Annotated in this window: 18 protein-coding genes and 1 tRNA gene; 11 read left to right on the top strand and 8 right to left on the bottom strand. The window is 68.6% G+C overall.

The features are described from left to right. Nucleotides 1-1,116 (bottom strand): aspartyl/asparaginyl beta-hydroxylase domain-containing protein (locus tag VGL85_RS12640; RefSeq protein WP_331589299.1); only part of this gene is annotated, 1,116 nt, incomplete at its 3' end. A gap of 163 nt (nucleotides 1,117-1,279) precedes the next feature. Between VGL85_RS12640 and VGL85_RS12635 the strand changes: the two genes are divergently transcribed. After that, the gene (locus tag VGL85_RS12635; RefSeq protein WP_331589298.1) at nucleotides 1,280-2,083 is read left to right on the top strand and encodes an undecaprenyl-diphosphate phosphatase; all 804 of its coding nucleotides are present in this window, start codon (nucleotides 1,280-1,282) and stop codon (nucleotides 2,081-2,083) included. Here VGL85_RS12635 and VGL85_RS12630 read toward each other — a convergent pair. After that, nucleotides 2,080-2,985 (bottom strand): sulfotransferase domain-containing protein, encoded by a 906-nt coding sequence (locus VGL85_RS12630; RefSeq protein ID WP_331589297.1) that lies wholly within the window; start codon nucleotides 2,983-2,985, stop codon nucleotides 2,080-2,082. The two genes, VGL85_RS12635 and VGL85_RS12630, sit on opposite strands and share 4 nt — an antisense overlap. A gap of 64 nt (nucleotides 2,986-3,049) precedes the next feature. Next, complete coding sequence (locus tag VGL85_RS12625) at nucleotides 3,050-4,042, bottom strand: complex I NDUFA9 subunit family protein (protein WP_331589296.1); 993 nt, start codon at nucleotides 4,040-4,042, stop codon at nucleotides 3,050-3,052. 124 nt (nucleotides 4,043-4,166) lie between these two features. On the opposite strand from VGL85_RS12625, the gene VGL85_RS12620 reads away from it, so the two are divergent. The 6 genes from VGL85_RS12620 (at nucleotide 4,167) to VGL85_RS12595 (ending at nucleotide 7,800) form a co-directional block, all read left to right on the top strand. Beyond that, nucleotides 4,167-4,253: transfer RNA gene (locus VGL85_RS12620), tRNA-Leu, on the top strand. Between the two features lie 121 nt (nucleotides 4,254-4,374). Then, the gene (locus VGL85_RS12615) at nucleotides 4,375-5,001 is read left to right on the top strand and encodes a ribonuclease D (RefSeq protein WP_331589295.1); all 627 of its coding nucleotides are present in this window, start codon (nucleotides 4,375-4,377) and stop codon (nucleotides 4,999-5,001) included. Between the two features lie 2 nt (nucleotides 5,002-5,003). Next, nucleotides 5,004-5,660, top strand: coding sequence for an LPS export ABC transporter periplasmic protein LptC (gene lptC, locus VGL85_RS12610; RefSeq protein WP_331589294.1), 657 nt, complete (start codon nucleotides 5,004-5,006; stop codon nucleotides 5,658-5,660). Beyond that, nucleotides 5,650-6,327 (top strand): LptA/OstA family protein, encoded by a 678-nt coding sequence (locus VGL85_RS12605; protein WP_331589293.1) that lies wholly within the window; start codon nucleotides 5,650-5,652, stop codon nucleotides 6,325-6,327. The genes lptC and VGL85_RS12605 overlap by 11 nt, the downstream gene beginning before the upstream one ends. A gap of 31 nt (nucleotides 6,328-6,358) precedes the next feature. Then, complete coding sequence (lptB, locus tag VGL85_RS12600) at nucleotides 6,359-7,126, top strand: LPS export ABC transporter ATP-binding protein (RefSeq protein WP_331589300.1); 768 nt, start codon at nucleotides 6,359-6,361, stop codon at nucleotides 7,124-7,126. A gap of 35 nt (nucleotides 7,127-7,161) precedes the next feature. Further along, on the top strand, nucleotides 7,162-7,800 hold the full coding sequence (locus VGL85_RS12595; RefSeq protein ID WP_331589292.1) for a hypothetical protein: 639 nt from the start codon (nucleotides 7,162-7,164) through the stop codon (nucleotides 7,798-7,800). A 25-nt stretch (nucleotides 7,801-7,825) separates the two neighbouring features. On the opposite strand, the gene VGL85_RS12590 is transcribed toward VGL85_RS12595, so the two are convergent. The 3 genes from VGL85_RS12590 to VGL85_RS12580 form a co-directional block, all read right to left on the bottom strand. Continuing rightward, nucleotides 7,826-9,442 (bottom strand): alkaline phosphatase family protein, encoded by a 1,617-nt coding sequence (locus tag VGL85_RS12590; protein ID WP_331589291.1) that lies wholly within the window; start codon nucleotides 9,440-9,442, stop codon nucleotides 7,826-7,828. Between the two features lie 85 nt (nucleotides 9,443-9,527). Continuing rightward, a complete protein-coding gene (locus tag VGL85_RS12585; RefSeq protein ID WP_331589290.1) occupies nucleotides 9,528-10,484 on the bottom strand; it encodes a polysaccharide deacetylase family protein in 957 nt (318 codons plus the stop codon). 161 nt (nucleotides 10,485-10,645) lie between these two features. Continuing rightward, complete coding sequence (locus VGL85_RS12580; RefSeq protein WP_331589289.1) at nucleotides 10,646-10,924, bottom strand: hypothetical protein; 279 nt, start codon at nucleotides 10,922-10,924, stop codon at nucleotides 10,646-10,648. A gap of 316 nt (nucleotides 10,925-11,240) precedes the next feature. On the opposite strand from VGL85_RS12580, the gene VGL85_RS12575 reads away from it, so the two are divergent. From VGL85_RS12575 to VGL85_RS12560, 4 genes are all read left to right on the top strand, one after another. Continuing rightward, nucleotides 11,241-11,477 carry a hypothetical protein gene (locus tag VGL85_RS12575; RefSeq protein ID WP_331589288.1) on the top strand — a complete coding sequence of 79 codons (237 nt, stop codon included), beginning with the start codon at nucleotides 11,241-11,243 and terminating at the stop codon, nucleotides 11,475-11,477. A gap of 182 nt (nucleotides 11,478-11,659) precedes the next feature. Next, nucleotides 11,660-12,298: a DUF47 domain-containing protein gene (locus VGL85_RS12570; RefSeq protein ID WP_331589287.1), complete on the top strand. Its 639-nt coding sequence runs from the start codon at nucleotides 11,660-11,662 to the stop codon at nucleotides 12,296-12,298. Nucleotides 12,299-12,301: 3 nt separating this feature from the next. Continuing rightward, nucleotides 12,302-13,309, top strand: a complete 1,008-nt coding sequence (locus tag VGL85_RS12565; RefSeq protein WP_331589286.1) for an inorganic phosphate transporter — start codon at nucleotides 12,302-12,304, stop codon at nucleotides 13,307-13,309. 13 nt (nucleotides 13,310-13,322) lie between these two features. Beyond that, entirely contained in the window at nucleotides 13,323-13,826 is a 504-nt protein-coding gene (locus VGL85_RS12560) for an NUDIX hydrolase (protein ID WP_331589285.1), read from the top strand. Nucleotides 13,827-13,990: 164 nt separating this feature from the next. On the opposite strand, the gene VGL85_RS12555 is transcribed toward VGL85_RS12560, so the two are convergent. Together VGL85_RS12555 and VGL85_RS12550 are read right to left on the bottom strand one after the other, a co-directional pair. Then, on the bottom strand, nucleotides 13,991-14,674 hold the full coding sequence (locus tag VGL85_RS12555; RefSeq protein WP_331589284.1) for an MgtC/SapB family protein: 684 nt from the start codon (nucleotides 14,672-14,674) through the stop codon (nucleotides 13,991-13,993). A 50-nt stretch (nucleotides 14,675-14,724) separates the two neighbouring features. Continuing rightward, nucleotides 14,725-15,610: M3 family metallopeptidase (locus VGL85_RS12550; RefSeq protein WP_331589283.1), on the bottom strand; the 886-nt coding region annotated here is incomplete at its 5' end.

Raw genomic sequence — 15,610 nt, 5'->3', positions numbered from 1 at the left:
CGCCCGCTCCTCTTCCGCCAGTCGCGGGTTCCAGATGTCACAGATCAGGATGGTTCGCACCTGATCGCTGTCGTTCCAGGCCTCGTGCTCGATGGTGTCGTCGAACACCCAGGCCTCGCCCAGCTTCCACTCGCGGGTCTCGTTGCCGACCCGGAAGCGCGCCGGGCCGGGCAGGATCAGCGGCAGGTGGCACAGCGCGCGCACATTGGTCGAGCCGGTATGCGGCGGGATGTGGGTGTGGGCGTCCAGCGCCGAGAACATGGCGGTCGGCGCATAGCCGGGCAGCATCGCCAGCGGCAGCCGCTCCAGGATGGCCGCGGTCTGCGGGCATAGCGAACACGCGCCGTCCTGGCGCGTCCCGTCCTTCCACAGGAAGAAGGAGCTCCAGCGCGCGGAGTGGTTCAGCTCGCCCCACTGGTTCACCGGCGCGCCCTTGGGATAGGCGATGTAGGGGGCGAAGTCGTCCTTGGCCGCTGTCAACGCGCCTTGAAGTTCGCCGGCGATGACCGCGCTCGCCGCCTCCAGCGCCTCCAGCCAGGGGAAATGGCTGCGGTCGTAGAACGGGATCGCCGGCAGCCGGGGATAGTGCAGCAGCAGCGGCTCGTGGTTGTAGACCTTCAGCCGGCCGGAGAAGACGCCGATGCTCTCCTCGAACCGCCGGCGCGCGTCGCCGGAGATGTCGGCCTCGATCGCGCCGGTCTCGGTGCGCAGATGGTCCTCCAGCGCCTGGCGGGTCCTGGCCACCACCTCGCGGGCCCGCTCCACCGGCGCGCGCAGCGGCGCGGGCAGCTCCTCGTCCGGCGGCGCGACCAGCAGGGCGTTGCGGTAGATCGCCGTCGCCGCCCGCTCCCCCGCCGTCCGCTCGGTCAGGGCGGCCTTCGAGAGCAGGGCCACGAAGTCGTAGGGGTCGAGCTGCAGGGCGTCATCGAGCGCGGCGAGCGCGCCCGGAAGGTCGCCCATGGTGCGGCGGATCATGGCGCGCTGCATCTTCAGCGCCTTGTCCAGCGGCGCCGCGGCCTCCGCCTCGGCAAGCAGGTCGAGCGCGCCGGCCCGGTCGCCGCGCTGCAGGGCGGCCTGGATGGCGGCGTTGGGGTCCCGGCTCTGCGCCGAAGTCATGGTCACTGATCTCAGGTCGTCCGCCCTCGGGATATACCGCCGGGACCGGTCGCGTGAAGCGGGAAAGCCCCGGAAGGCGACGGTAAACGGGTTGTTCACCAAGGTTCAGCTTTCCTGAACGCTGGGAGCGCGAGATTCGTGCTGCCTAGGGGCGGGGCTCGACATGAACGACTGGATCTATGCGGTCATCCTCGGCGTCATCGAGGGACTCACCGAGTTCATCCCTGTCTCCTCGACCGGCATGCTGCTGCTCTCCCAGCAAGCCCTGGGGATCACCGGGCCGTTCTGGGAAACCTTCACCGTCCTGATCCAGCTGGGCGCGATCCTGGCCGTGGTGGTGCTCTACTTCAAACGGCTGTGGAGCATCGCGGTCCTGGTGCCGACGGTGCCAAGGGCGCGGGCGTTCGTGTTCTCCATCCTGGTGGCCTTCCTGCCGGCCGCCGTGGCGGGGCTGGGCCTGCACGACATCATCAAGTCGGTGCTGTTCGAGAGTCCCAGGCTGATCTGCATCATGCTGATCATCGGCGGCGTGGTGCTGCTGCTGATCGACCGCTTCGCGCCCTATCCGACGCGGCGTGACGTCATGGCCCTGCCGATCGGCACCTCCTTTATCATCGGTCTCTTCCAGTGCCTGGCGCTGGTGCCCGGCGTCTCGCGCTCCGGCGCCACCATCGTGGGCTCGATGCTGATGGGCGTGGAGAAGCGCGCCGCCGCCGAGTTCTCCTTCCTGCTGGCCATCCCGGTGATGGCCGGGGCCTTCACCGTCGACGCCTGGAAAAGCCGCCACGAACTCACCAGCGTCGGCCATACCGGCCTGATCGCCGTGGGCTTCGCGGTCTCCTTCGTCGTCGCCCTGTTCGTGATCCGCGCCATGCTGGCGATCGTCACCCGGCGCGGCTATGCCCCGTTCGGCTGGCTCAGGATCGTCATCGGCGGTGCGGGCCTGGCGCTCCTGTTCCTGCGCTAGGCTTCTTCGCCGGTCATCAGCCAGCGGGCGCAGTCCGCCCCCAGCTTCTCCTGCGCCATCCGCTCGTAGGCCAGGCTCTCGGCCGGCGAAAGCACCTCGCGCCAGCGGCCGTTGGTCCCCTTGTTGATGAAGGTCGCGGCGCCGCCCTCCCAGAGGTGGCCGCCTTGGGGGGCGAACCGGGCCGCGTGGGCTTTCATGTAGTCGAAGGTGCAGTGCTCGACGAGCGACGGCCATCGCGCCTGCGGCGTCTCGATCTCCAGGAAATCGCCGATGGACCGCATCTCGCCCTCGAGATCGGCCTTCAGGCGGGCGAAATGCACCAGCCGCACATTGGGAAGGTTCCGCAGCGCCCACCAGCTCGCGGTGTTCTCCCAGAACGACCAGAACGGATAGCCGTCCCGCTCCAGCCAGGTGTTGAAGTAGCTGCGGATATCGGGGTCGGGCGGCGCCAGGCCCTCACCGACCAGGCCCGGCGTGTTGTTGAAGACGTCGTAGACCTCGGGCAGGAAGCCTGAATGGTGGTTGTAGAGGCTCCAGACCACGTCGCGGCCGTCGCGGGCCACGTAGAGGTATTTGGCCTTGGGCGAGACCACCAGGGCGTCGGCCGGCAGGTGGGTCTTTATCATCCGGCGATGGGTCTGGGCGGCGACCATGGCGCGCACCTCGGGCGGTATGATGCGCATGTCCCACCAGGGTGAGATTTCGTTGATGTTCACCGGGCCGGAGCCCTGGAAGATCAGTTCGGCCACGATCTGCTGGGTCCAGGTGGTGCCGGACTTGGCATAGGTGGAGACGATCACGTCGTCGTCGCGGAACGCGAAATCGTTCCAGACCGTGGAGTCCATGTGGTGGTTGTGCAGTTCGCGCGTCTTGCGCGGCCAGTCGCCGACGGTCTCGCTCATGGTCAGGTCCCCCTCGGAACTGACCTCATCACGAAACCACGACCTTTAGAAGCGTCCCGCCGTCTCAGATGGCGGCGTATTCGCGGTCTTCCTGGTCGGCGTACTGGCCGCCCTTGCGGTAGCGGTACAGATAGCTCGGCAGCACCGCTTCCAGGGTCGTGGGCGCAACGCCCAGGTCCGAGAGGCCCGGATGGGCGCCGCTCATCACATTGTCCATCTTCAGCAGGATCACCTGGTCGGCGGTGATCGGGGTGGGCAGGGAAAGCCCGGCCACGCCCGCCAGGCCATCGGCCGCGTCGCACGCCTTGCCGATCAGGCCGGCCGCCGCGAACGGCAGGGGCAGGAGGATGCGCCGCTTGTCGATCTGCGCCAACAGCAGCTCCATGAGCTGGCGGAAGGTGAAGGTGGCCGGGCCACCCAGCTCATAGGTCCGGCCTGCGCAGGCCGGATCGGCGACCGCGCGGGCGATGGCCTTGGCCACGTCGCCCACGAACACCGGCTGGAAGCGCGTCAGGCCGCCGCCCACCAGCGGCAGGGCCGGGCTCATCGCGGCCATGGCCGCGAAGCGGTTGAAGAAGTCGTCCTTCGGCCCGAACACCACCGAGGGGCGCAGCACCACCGCGTCAGGACAGACCGCGCGCGCCGCGGCCTCGCCGTCGGCTTTGGTGCGGGCGTATTTCGAAGCCGAATGGGCGTCGGCCCCGAGGGCCGAGACCTGCACCAGGCGGCCCACGCCCTCGGCCCTGGCGGCTGTCGCCACATTGTGCGCGCCCATGACATGCAGCGCCTGGAACCCCTGGCGGCCGCTCTCGCGCGCCACGGCGACCAGATTCACCGCCGCGTGCGCGCCCGAAAGCGCCCGGCGCAGAGACGGCTCGTTGCGCACATTGGCCTGGACGATGTCGATCTGGCCCACGTCGCCGTGCAGCCGCATGGCGTAGGCCTTGCCGGGATTGCGCACCGCCACCCGGATCCGCCACCCCGCCTTGGCGAGCTGGCGCACGGCCTGGCCGCCTACGAAGCCGGATCCGCCAAAGACGGTGACGAGGTTCTGCATGACGATGCCGATAGACGAAGCCGCCCGCTGCTGCAATCCGCCGCTCGCAAGTCCTTCGCGCGGGGCGTTGACCGGGCGCAGGCGGGGCTATAAGGAAGCCGGCTCGCGCGATCCGACGGATCGGGCCCAGGTGGCGGAATTGGTAGACGCGCTGGCTTCAGGTGCCAGTGGCTTAACGGCCGTGAAGGTTCGAGTCCTTTCCTGGGCACCATCGGTTTGGGGTGACGTGTTCGCACCGCCCGGGCGTCCCAGTCATCAGGGAATCACGGCGCCCCTTACCAGGGCGCCCGCCGGCTCTATATTGAGGCCCAGCTGATTTGGCGGAGCGCCCGTTGAAAAAGGTCACCACCTTCCTGCATTCGGGCGACCTGCCGGACGGAGTCCTGGCCGGGGCGACGGTGGTCGCCGTGGATTCCGAGACCATGGGCCTGCGGCTCGGCCGCGACCCCCTGTGCGTCGTGCAGCTCTCGGCCGGCGACGGCGAGGCCCATGTCATCCAGCTCGACCGGTCCGCCTATCACGCGCCCAACCTGAAGCGGTTGCTCACCGATCCGGCCGTCACCAAGATCTTCCACTACGGCCGCTTCGATATCGCCATGTTCTGGCTGCATCTTGGGGTCGTGACCGCCCCTGTCTACTGCACCAAGATCGCGTCCAAGCTGGCGCGCACCTATACCGACCGCCACGGCCTCAAGGACGTGACGAAGGAGTTGCTCGGCCTCGACATCTCCAAGGCGCAGCAGAGTTCCGACTGGGGCCAGCCCACGCTCAGCGAGGACCAGGTGGCCTATGCGGCCTCCGACGTGCTGCACCTGCACGAGCTGCGCGCGAAGTTGGACGAGATGCTGGTGCGCGAGGGCCGCGACGGCTTGGCGCGCGCCTGTTTCGAGTTCCTCCCGCACCGCGCGCTGCTGGACGTCCGGGGCTGGGAAGACATGGACATCTTCGCCCACAGCTGAGCATGACCACGGCCTCCGACCTTTCCGCGCTCAGCGCCTCCTCGGCCTCCGGGCCGCGCCGGACCTCGATCCAGGCCTGGCGGCGTCGCTCGCGCGTGATCCATGGCCTGCGCCTGCTGCTGCCGCTGGTGATCGGACTGATCCTGGCGGGGCTGGCGGCCTCTGTCGCCTACAACGCGCTGACCACGCGCCGGGTGACGCCCGGCAACGCCAATGACCCGATCCGCCTGATCAACCCGCACTTCGTGGGGCGCGACGCCCGCGGACGGCCTTTCGTCCTGACCTCGGTCACCGCCACGCGCGATTCGTCCAACTACAACCGCGTCTTCCTCGACAAGCCGGTGCTGGTCATGGACGCCGACGGAACCGATCCCCTGCACATCACCTCGGGCTCCGGAATCTATCACGAGGACACCGGCCTGCTGGAGGTCAGCCACGGCGTGCGGCTGTCCGGCGCCCGTGGCGCGGTCGACACGGACTCCTCGGTGTTCGACACCAAGACCGAAGAACTGACTGGCTCCGTCGCCGTTCACGGGGCAGGGTTCCTTGGCGAAATCCAGGCAAAGTCCTATGCCGTCCACGACCAGGGCGCTTCCATGGAATTCCACGGACGGGTTCACACGGTCCTGATCCCCAAGAAGCAAGCGAGTGGCCACTAGTCCGATGAAGAGCCTTCTGCCCCTGGCGCTCGTCCTGGCCTTGCCGTTCGCCGGCCCCGCCGCGGCCCAGCTCGCGACCAATTCGAACGCGCCGATCCGGGCGGACAGCGACGACCTGAAGACCGACAACAACAACTGCGTGGCGACCTACACCGGCAACGTCGAGGCGCTGCAGGACGACGCCCACCTGCGCGCCGACGTGCTCAAGGTCTTCACCGAGGTCGCGCCGAAGGGCTCCAAGCCGGCCGTAGCCGCCAAGGATGGCGTGACGGGCACGGCGTCGTCCTGCGGCAACCTCAAGCGGATCGAGGCGCATGGCTCGGTCTACTACGCCAATCCGCGCGAGCGGGTGCATGGCGACGACGCGTTCTGGGAGGCCGGCTCCGACACCTTGACCGTGACGGGCTCCAACGTGGTGGCGGTCCAGAACCGCAACGTCCTGCGTGGCACCCGGATGGTGATGAACAACCAGACCGGCGAAGGCCATATGGTCGGGGCGACCACGGGCGCCAACAAGACCAACCGGGTCGCCACGGTGATCTATCCGAGGGACAACGACCAGAACGCCCAAGGAGCTGGCGCTCCGGCGGCTGGCGCTCAGGGTGGCGCGACGACCAAGGACGCGTCGCAGCCCGCCAAGCCGAAGAAGAAGAAGTCCTCTCAGTGACAGGACCGGTCAGGACTTGAAGATCGAACGTATCGAAACCGCCCCCGGCGCCGCCGGCGAGGGCCTGGTGGTCGACAACATCGGCAAGTCGTTCCGCGGCCGCCCGGTGGTGAAGGGCGTCAGCCTGCGCCTGGCGCGCGGGGAAGTCGCTGGCCTGCTCGGCCCCAACGGCGCGGGCAAGACCACCTGCTTCTACATGATCACCGGCCTGATCCCGGCCGACTATGGCGCGATCTACCTGGACGGCGAGGACATCACCGCCCAGCCCATGTACCAGCGCGCGCGAATGGGGGTCGGCTACCTGCCGCAGGAGACCTCGATCTTCCGCGGCATGACCGTGGGCGAGAACGTCATGGCCGTGGTCGAGCTGCGCGAGCGCGACAGCAAGCGCGCCCGGGCCATGGTCACCGAGCTGCTGGAAGAGCTGCACATCGAGCACCTGCGCGGCGCCCCGGCCATCTCGCTGTCGGGCGGCGAGCGCCGCCGCGTGGAGATCGCCCGCGCGCTCGCCTCCGAGCCCAGCTTCATGCTGCTCGACGAGCCCTTCGCCGGCATCGACCCCCTGGCCATCGCCGACATCCGCGAGGTGATCGCCTATCTGAAGCGCCGCGGCATCGGCATCCTGATCACCGACCACAATGTGCGCGAGACGCTGGACATCATCGACCGCGCCTCGATCATCCACGCCGGCGAGGTGCTGTTCGAAGGCGCCCCGTCCGAGATCGTCGACGACCCCGAGGTCCGCCGCGTCTACCTGGGCGACACCTTCGCCGAGCCGGTGCGCCCGCCGAACGGTTGAGCGCCCGGCCAGATCATTAAGACAGAGGAGGCCGGATGCGTCGCTTAGGGATGGGGCTGGCGGCGCTGATCGCGTTCGGCGTGGCGGCTCCGCACGCAGAGGCGGCCAGCAAGCTGGTCGACGCCGGCAAGGTCTTTCCCCTGGCCTCCAACTACCTGAAGCTGCCTGCGGCCGAGCGTAGCCGCTTCACGGCCGCCTACTACCTGAAAACCGGCGGCCAGCCGCTCAGCGTTCCCGCCTGGATCGTCACCGACGGCAAGCGCATGCCCCTGCCGCTCGACGCCAACGGCAAGGTGGGCCGCCTGCCGACCCTGGCCGAGCTGGACCACGGCAAGCTGGAGCTCGGCGTCGACGCGGCGACCAAGGTCCAGATCACGCTCGGCATTGAGCCGCTCGTCGCGCCGGCGACCGATCTCGACGCCCGCGAGCTGGCCGAGGCCATCGCCCAGGCGGCGACGGGGTCGAAGAAGGCGGCCGGCATCCTGGCGCTCGCCATGCCGAAACTCGATGACGTGGTCTTTGTCGGCGCGGGCTCCGGCGAGATCGAGTTCGCCGACGGCCGCAAGGCGCCGCTGCCGATCGTCAAGGGCCAGCCCACCTACACGCCCGCCGCCCAGCCCGGCGCCAGACGCATCCGCCTGGCGAAAACGCCGATGAAGCTGGACATCGACTAGGCTCGGGAGCCTGGCGGGACCGGGCTCACTTGGGGCACTGCACGCCGCTGGTCTGTGGCAGCTGCAGGCAGCGGCCATCCACATCGGCGGGCGGCGTCACGCCCACGGCCGCCGCCAGGGTGGGGGCGATGTCCACCGTCTCGATCGGCAGGAACCGCCATTGGGCCTTGGCGCCCGGCCACCAGAACAGGATCGGCACGCGCCGGTCGTAGTCCCAGGGCGAGCCGTGACCGGCCACGATGTCGCCGGGGCGCGCCGGCAGGGTGGTCTCCATCGGCTGCAGCGCCGCCAGGATGTCGGGTGAACGGCCAGGATAGGCGCTCATCGCGAAGCGCTCCTTCAGGGAGACCTCCTCCGGCGCCGCGCCCTTGCGGATGGGGGTGGCCAGCAGGTCCTCGCGGGTGAAGGCGCCGGCGACGTCGGGTTCGGCGCGCAGGGCCTTGACGGCGGCCGCCAGCAAGCGCGGCCGCTCCGCATCGGGAACCCCTTCGAGGTTCACCTCTTCGACATTGCCGCGCAGCGGCGGGGCGCTCAGGTGGAACTCCGCCATCAGCGCCTTGTTGACCCGGCCCATGATCGCCGAGCCGGAGACCCGCTTGGCGGGATAGCCCTGCGCCTGCAGCCGCTCGGTGAAGTCCGAGCCGCCGTGGTCGGCGGCCAGCACGACGAGATAGGGGACCTTCAAGCTATCCAGCTTGGCCAGCAGGCGGCCGATCGCGTCGTCCAGCCGGTGCTGCTGCTCGCACATCTCCGGCCCGCGCGTGCCATAGCGGTGGCCGACGAAGTCGGTGGCCGAAAAGCTGACGGCCAGCAGGTCGGTCGCGGGGCCGTGGCCCAGGTGGAAGCGGTCGATCAGGGCCTCGGCCGCCTGGCCGGTCAACTCGTCGGCGATCGGCGAAGCCAGGGCGTCGGCGGCGATGGTCTTCGGATCGTCCGAGACGCCCCAGTCGTCCGGCGGCAGCTTGGACGACCAGGTCTTGCCGTTGAGCGTCCAGTCGGCCGCCGCCGCGCGGCAGTCGGCGTGGGCGTAGGTCCATTGGGGCTTCGTCGTCCAGACCTTGGCGATCTGCTTGTTGAAGGCCGCCACCGGCGCGAGCGCCCGCGTCCCGTCGGCGCCGCGAGGCATGTAGGTGGTGAGCCCCGCGCCACCCACCAGCCAGAAGGTCCCGTCGGTGTGGTGGCCGCCCATGGCGATGGCCGCGCGGTCCTTGGCGGAGACCGCGACCACCCGGCTCTTCGGATCGGCGGCTTTCATCCAATCGCCCAGCGTGGTCGCCATCAGCCGCTTCGGTCCCACCGGATTGGCCATTGGGTCGTGGGCGAGGACCATGTCCGGATCGTTGACGCAGTAGACGGTCTTGCCGCTGTCGGGGTCGCGATAGGTGTTGGCGACGATGCCGGTCTTGTTGGGGTGCTTGCCGGTGAGCAGGGTGGAGTGGCCCGGGCAGGTCTCGGTGCCGGCGTGGGTCTGGAAGCCGGCGGAATAGGCGACGCCGGAGGCCAGGCGCGCCAAGCCTGCCTTATAGCGGGTGCGCCATTCGTCGAAGAGGCTGGCGCTGTACTGGTCGATGCTGATGGCGACGACGAGCTTGGGCGTTTCGGCCCGGGCGGCTGAGGCCGCGAGCATGAGGCTACCGGCCACGGCCGGGGCGGCCCAACCCAAAACGCGGCGTAGGACGGATCTCATCGATGGACTCGCTCTTGAGGACAGGGTTTGCGGGGCGGCGCTATTGGCCCGCCACGGTCTTGGTCAAGGCCTCGTCGAGCCGTGCGTCCTCGGCGACGATCTCGGGCGCGGGTTCGGGCAGGGCCTTCCAGGGGACGGGCTTGTGCAGGGCCAGCGACCAGCGGGCGACCCACTCGTCCCCGTCAGGCCCCACATAGGGGTCAGGAATGGCGTAGGCCGGGTCCTTCATCGCCTGATGCAGGGTCACCGGCTTCAGGCCATCGGCCTTCAGGATCTTCGCCAGCTCGCCGATGCTGTCGGCGTTAAGCCGGCTGGCGTGCAGCAGCAGCACGAAGGCGGGCCTGCGTCCCAGCACCTCCTGCGCAGCCTCCTGGTACCAGGGGACCACCCTGGCGGTGAAGTCGAGGTAGGACTGGCGGATGCGTTCGGCCTCGGCCCTGTCGCCGTGCAGCACCGCGTCGTCGTAGGGCAGGGCGAACACCCAGTCGGAGTTCTCCATGGAGACCGGCGCCACGCGATAGCCATGGTCCGCCAGCCAGCCCTCGAAGGCGGCGCGCGCCTCAGCCGTCGTGCCGGTCTCAAGGTAGGGATGGCGGAACCAGCGCGGGGCCTCGCCGCGCGCCGCCATCAGGGCGCGGGTCACTCGCTCGCCCTTGGCCACGTCGGCGATGTAGGCCGCCACCGGCGTGCCGGTCAGCGAGATGTGCGAATAGCTGTGATTGCCGAGGTCCATGCCGGCGGCCAGCCAGGCGCTGAGCAGGGCGACCCGCTGCGGCTTGTCCGGCCCCTCCAGCTTGATCTCGTTGACGAAGCCGATGGCCGGGATGTGGCGCCGCCTGAGGCCGCTCAGCAGCTCGCGCGTGGTGGTCTGCTGGTAATCCAGCGCCGTGGTCAGCGACAGGTAGGGCACGTCGTCGAAGGTGACCGCCACCGGCTCGGCGCGGGCCTGGGAGGTCAGGGCGGCGGCCAGGATGGTCGCCGTGAAGGCCACGCGCATGCCGCGCTCCGCAAACCGAAGGAATCCCCATGGCCTGCTTAGGCCGCGCCGCCCAGGCCGTCGACGTTTTATGGCGTCGTTATGAAGCGTATCGCCCTTGCGGCGCCGCCGGTCGGACGGCGCGCAAAGCTGCGGATCGCGTCCGCCGCGGAACCCTCTGGCTAGGCGCTTGGTGGGGAGTCGGCCGCGGGATCCTGCAAGCCGCCCAATCCACGCGACGGCCTCGCCCGCGGCGTGACGGCGTAGGCCCCGGCGCGGAACAGCACCCGGTCATCCAGGCAGAGTTCGGCGCCGACGTGATGCGCCGACTCCCTCAGCAGGCGGTCCATGATCTCGCGCGCGCCCGCCTCGTCCTCGGCAGCCACGAGATGAAGCGTCGGCACGGCGTAGCGGTCGTCGTTCACATAGATTTCGAAGATCGGCGCCGGATCGTCGGGCATTGGTCAGAAATCCAAAACAGGAAAATCAATCTAACCCCGGATTTTAGGGTTGGCCAGATATAAACGGAATTACCCGAGATAAGAACCGGTTCGATTATCAAAAAGCAGGAATTAAGTCTTTATTTCTGGCTTGAGATACCTAGGAATACGTAGAAGACACTCTTGTATATTTATCGTCAATTTCAGGAAAAGTGTTAATATGACGTTGTGACGCAGGATGGAGAAACATCGCTAAAAGAGGTTTATGAGTAAGTAGCAACCCTTGCTGCCTTTACGCATTTGTGTCATGGATCACGTACGAACAGGGGATTCCGTGATGTCTGATGCGAACCGTGGGGAACGGCTTCAGATCATGCTCACCGACAGCGAGCTGGCGGCGCTGGACGATTGGCGTTTCGAGCGCCGGATGCCGAGCCGCGCGGCCGCCGTCCGCGAGCTTCTGCGCCTCGGTCTTGCGGCCGAGGGTGTGGACCTGGCGTCGCCCGGACGACGGTCGACTGATTTCGGGGTGACCGAGGGCGACTCCAACGGCAAGCTCGTGGGCGACGTCTAGGGTCCGACAGCCGCACGCCCGCCCCAAGGCGCTCGGCGCCGCCTGGGTCGACGAGGGTTTTGAGCCGCGGCGGCCCACGCCGACAGCGCGCCGCTGGAGCCGTCCGCTATCGGACGATCACACACGACGTTGAGCATCCCGGCCCGTGCGACTATCCACGGCGCAACGGAGATCGTGAGTCGATGCGCTGGTTCCAGGCCCTGATGCCCCGCGAGGACAGCTTCTTCGAGCAGTTCGTCGCCCATGCGCGCGTGCTGGTGAAGGGCGCCGAGGCCCTGCGCGACCTGCTGAACGGCGGCGCCGGCGTGGCGGCCGCCTGCGCCGTCATCGTGCAGCACGAGGAAGAGGCCGACGAGATCACCCGCGCGGTGATGCTCAAGGTGCGGCGCACCTTCATCACCCCCTTCGACCGCAGCGACATCCGCGACCTCACCACCTCGCTCGACGACGCGATCGACCAGATGCAGAAGACCGCCAAGGCCATCACCCTCTACGGCATGTCGGAGTTCCGCCCCGAGATGCGCGAGCTGGGCGACCTGGCCATCCAGGCCGCCTACCTGACCCTGGAGGCGACCGAACTCCTGCGTGACATGCGCCGGAACGCCGAGCGGCTGAACGCCATCGGCGAGGCGGTGACCCGTATCGAGAACCGCTCCGACGAGGTCTATGACGCCGGCATGAAGGCGCTGTTCAAGGCCAGCCAGGACAAGCCCATGGCCTTCATCGCCGGCGCCGAGGTGTTCGATCACCTGGAGAAGGTGATCGACCGGTTCGAGGACGTCTCGAACGGGATCAGCGGCATCCTCATCGAGCATCTCTGAGCCGTGGCGTTGGACGCGGTCTCGATCACCCTCTGGTCGCTGGTGGCGGTCGCCTTGCTGTTCGACTTCCTGAACGGCATGCACGACGCGGCCAACTCCATCGCAACCATCGTCTCCACGCGGGTGCTTTCGCCGCGCATGGCCGTGGCCTGGGCGGCGGCCTTCAACTTCATCGCCTTCCTGTTCTTCGGCCTGCACGTGGCCAACACGGTGGGGGCCGGCATCGTCTCGGTGGACGTGGTCACCGACCGGGTGGTCTTCGCCGCGCTCGGCGGGGCGATCGTCTGGAACGTGGTCACCTGGCTGGCGGGCATCCCGTCGTCGTCCTCCCACGCCCTGGTGGGCGGGCTGGTGGGCGCGGGCCTGACCAAGGCGGGCCTGAAGGCCATCGTCTGGAACGGGGTCGGCAAGACCGCCGCCGGCATCGTGGTCTCGCCGGCCTTCGGATTCATCCTGGCGCTGGTGCTGGTGCTGGCCGTCTCCTGGATCTTCGTCCGGACCCGGCCTTCGGCGGTGGACCGGCTGTTCCGCGGCCTGCAGTTCGTCTCGGCCTCGCTCTACTCCCTGGGGCACGGCGGCAACGACGCCCAGAAGACCATGGGGATCATCGCGGTCCTGCTCTACGTCCACGCCGGCCGCCACGGCGGCTTCCACGTTCCGCTGTGGGTGGTGCTGGCCTGCCAGGCGGCGATGGGCCTGGGCACCCTGTCGGGCGGCTGGCGCATCGTCCACACCATGGGCTCGCGGATCACCCGGCTGTCGCCCATGCAGGGCTTCTGCGCCGAGACCGGCGGAGCGATCACCCTGTTCACCGCCACCTATCTCGGCGTGCCGGTCTCCACCACCCACACCATCACCGGCGCGATCGTCGGCGTGGGCGCCGCCAGGCGGACATCGGCCGTGCGCTGGGGCGTGGCGCGCGGTATCGTGGTGGCCTGGGTCATCACCATGCCGATGGCCGGCCTGGTGGCGACCCTGCTCTACGCAGCCAGCGGATGGGCCTTCGCATGAAGCGCGGATTGGCATGAAGCGCGCCCGCCTCGTCGGCATCCAGTACGCCGCCCTGCCGTACCGGCTGACCGGCCGGCGGCTGTCGATCCTGCTGATCAGCTCGCGCCGCACGCGCCGCTGGATCATCCCCAAAGGCTGGCCGATGGAGGGCCGCAAGCCGCACGAGGCCGCCGCCGTCGAGGCGCACGAGGAAGCCGGCGTCGAGGGCGAGATCGCCGACCAGCCGCTGGGCTCCTATCGCTACCTGAAGGAGGTCAAGGATGGCGTCTCCCTGGCCGTGCAGGTGATCGTCTTCCCGATGCTGGTGGAAAACCAGGCCGCCGCCTTCAAGGAGGAGGGCCAGCGGGTCGCCGCCTGGTTCCGCTATCGCCACGCCGCGGGCCTGGTGGCCGAGCCCAGCCTGAAGCGCCTGATCCTCGACTTCGGCGACGCCCAGTCGACCAACCTCCTGGTCCGCGGCCTGCGCCGCTACCGCACCTGGCGCTTCCGCGCCCAGGCCGGCGACCTGCCGATCTAGGGGCCGATCCAGGGCGCGCGGAGACTAGTGGGCGGTCCACATTCAGGTCGCCCTGCCGCCTCGTCGTCTCAAAACGCACTCCAATTGGGCCACTGCGCCACAAGCCCTCCTCCTCGACGGAAGAGGGAAGCGAAGGGGCCGCGACCGCTGAATGTGGATTGGCCCTACCGGCCGGTCCGAACCAGTTGGACGCCGGTCAGTCCGGGCGCCTTGGCGAGCGCCGCCACCGCCTCGTCGACCACCCGCGGCGCGACCTTGCCCAGCACGATGCTGACCTCGTCGCGGTCCGCCGCCTCGCCCGGCTTCACCACCAGCTGGGTGACGGCCGCGGCGTGGCGTCCCAGCGCCTGTTCCAGCAGACCCACCGACATCTGGCCGCGCGGCGCGGAGAGCGCGATCTCGGCCGAGTGGCGCTTGGGGCTCAGCCGTTCCTCGATGGGTTTCAGCCCGGCCAGGATCACCAGGACGATCACCGTGCCGGCGACCGCGGGGATATAGAGGCCGCAGCCCACGGCCAGCCCGATGGCGGCCACGGTCCACAGGCTGGCCGCTGTCGTCAGGCCCTTCACCACCTCGTTGCGCAGGATGATCGAACCGGCGCCCAGGAAGCCCACGCCGCTCACCACCTGGGCGGCGACCCGCGAGGGATCGAGCACGATGCGCTGCGCCGACAGCACGTCGTTGAAGCCATAGGCCGAAACGATCATCGCCAGGCAGGCGCCGACACAGACCAGCATGTGGGTCCGCAGGCCGGCCGCCCATTGCAGCCGCTCGCGGTCGATGCCGATCAGGCTGCCCAGCACCGCGGCGATCGCCAGCCGTAGAACGAATTCGACGTTTGGAAGCATGGTGATATTGTCCGCCTACGGACGGTTATCCGTCAACAGAATTGGCGCCCTCACGCCTTCAGCAAGGCCTCCATCTGGTCCACCGTGCGGCCAAGCTTCGCCACCACGGCGCGGTAGGGTGCGGGCGTGGTCATGTCGAGGCCGGCGCGCTTCAGCACCGCCACCGGATAGTCCGAGCCGCCGGCCTTCAGCACGCCCAGATAGGCGTCGCGGTCGGCGGGCTTTCCGCCCAGCACCCGGTCGGCGAAGAAGGTCGAGGCCGAGACGCAGGTCGCGTACTGGAAGACGTAGAAGTCGAAGTAGAAGTGCTGCGGATAGGCCCACTCGATGCCGTAGGCCGCGTCCACCTTCACCGCCGGCTCGTGGTATTTTTTCAGGATCGCCAGGTACATGGCGGTCATCTTGGCGCCGGATAGCGCCTCGCCCTTTTCCGCCGCCTCATGGATGGCCAGCTCGAACTCCGCGAACATGGTCTGGCGATAGAAGGTGCCGCGCAGAAGCTCGCAGGTGCGGTCGAGGTAGTAGAGCTTCTCCTCCTTGGTCTTGGCGCCCTTCAGCATGAAGTCGTTGAGCAGCTGCTCGTTCATCGTCGAGGCGATCTCGGCGATGAAGGTCGGATAGCCCGCCGTGTCATAGGGCTGGGCCTTGTTCGCCAGCAGGGTGTGCATGGCGTGGCCCCACTCATGGGCGAAGGTGGTCAGGCTCTCGTAGTCGTCGGTGAGGTTCAGCAGCAGATAGGGGTGCACGTCATAGGCCGAGCCGTTCATGTAGGCGCCGGCGGCTTTGCCCTTGTGCGGGAAGGCGTCCATCCAGTGGCCGGCCGTGGCCTTGGCCAGCATGTCCACGTAGTCCTGGCCCAGCGGCTTCACCGCCTCCAGCGTCAGCGCGCGGATCTCGCCCAGGCCGAACTTGCGGTCCAGTTTCGTGGCCGGCGGA

The sequence above is a fragment of the Phenylobacterium sp. genome, assembly GCF_036501465.1.
Classification (GTDB): domain Bacteria; phylum Pseudomonadota; class Alphaproteobacteria; order Caulobacterales; family Caulobacteraceae; genus Phenylobacterium.
This window is presented reverse-complemented; position numbering and strand designations above follow the sequence as displayed.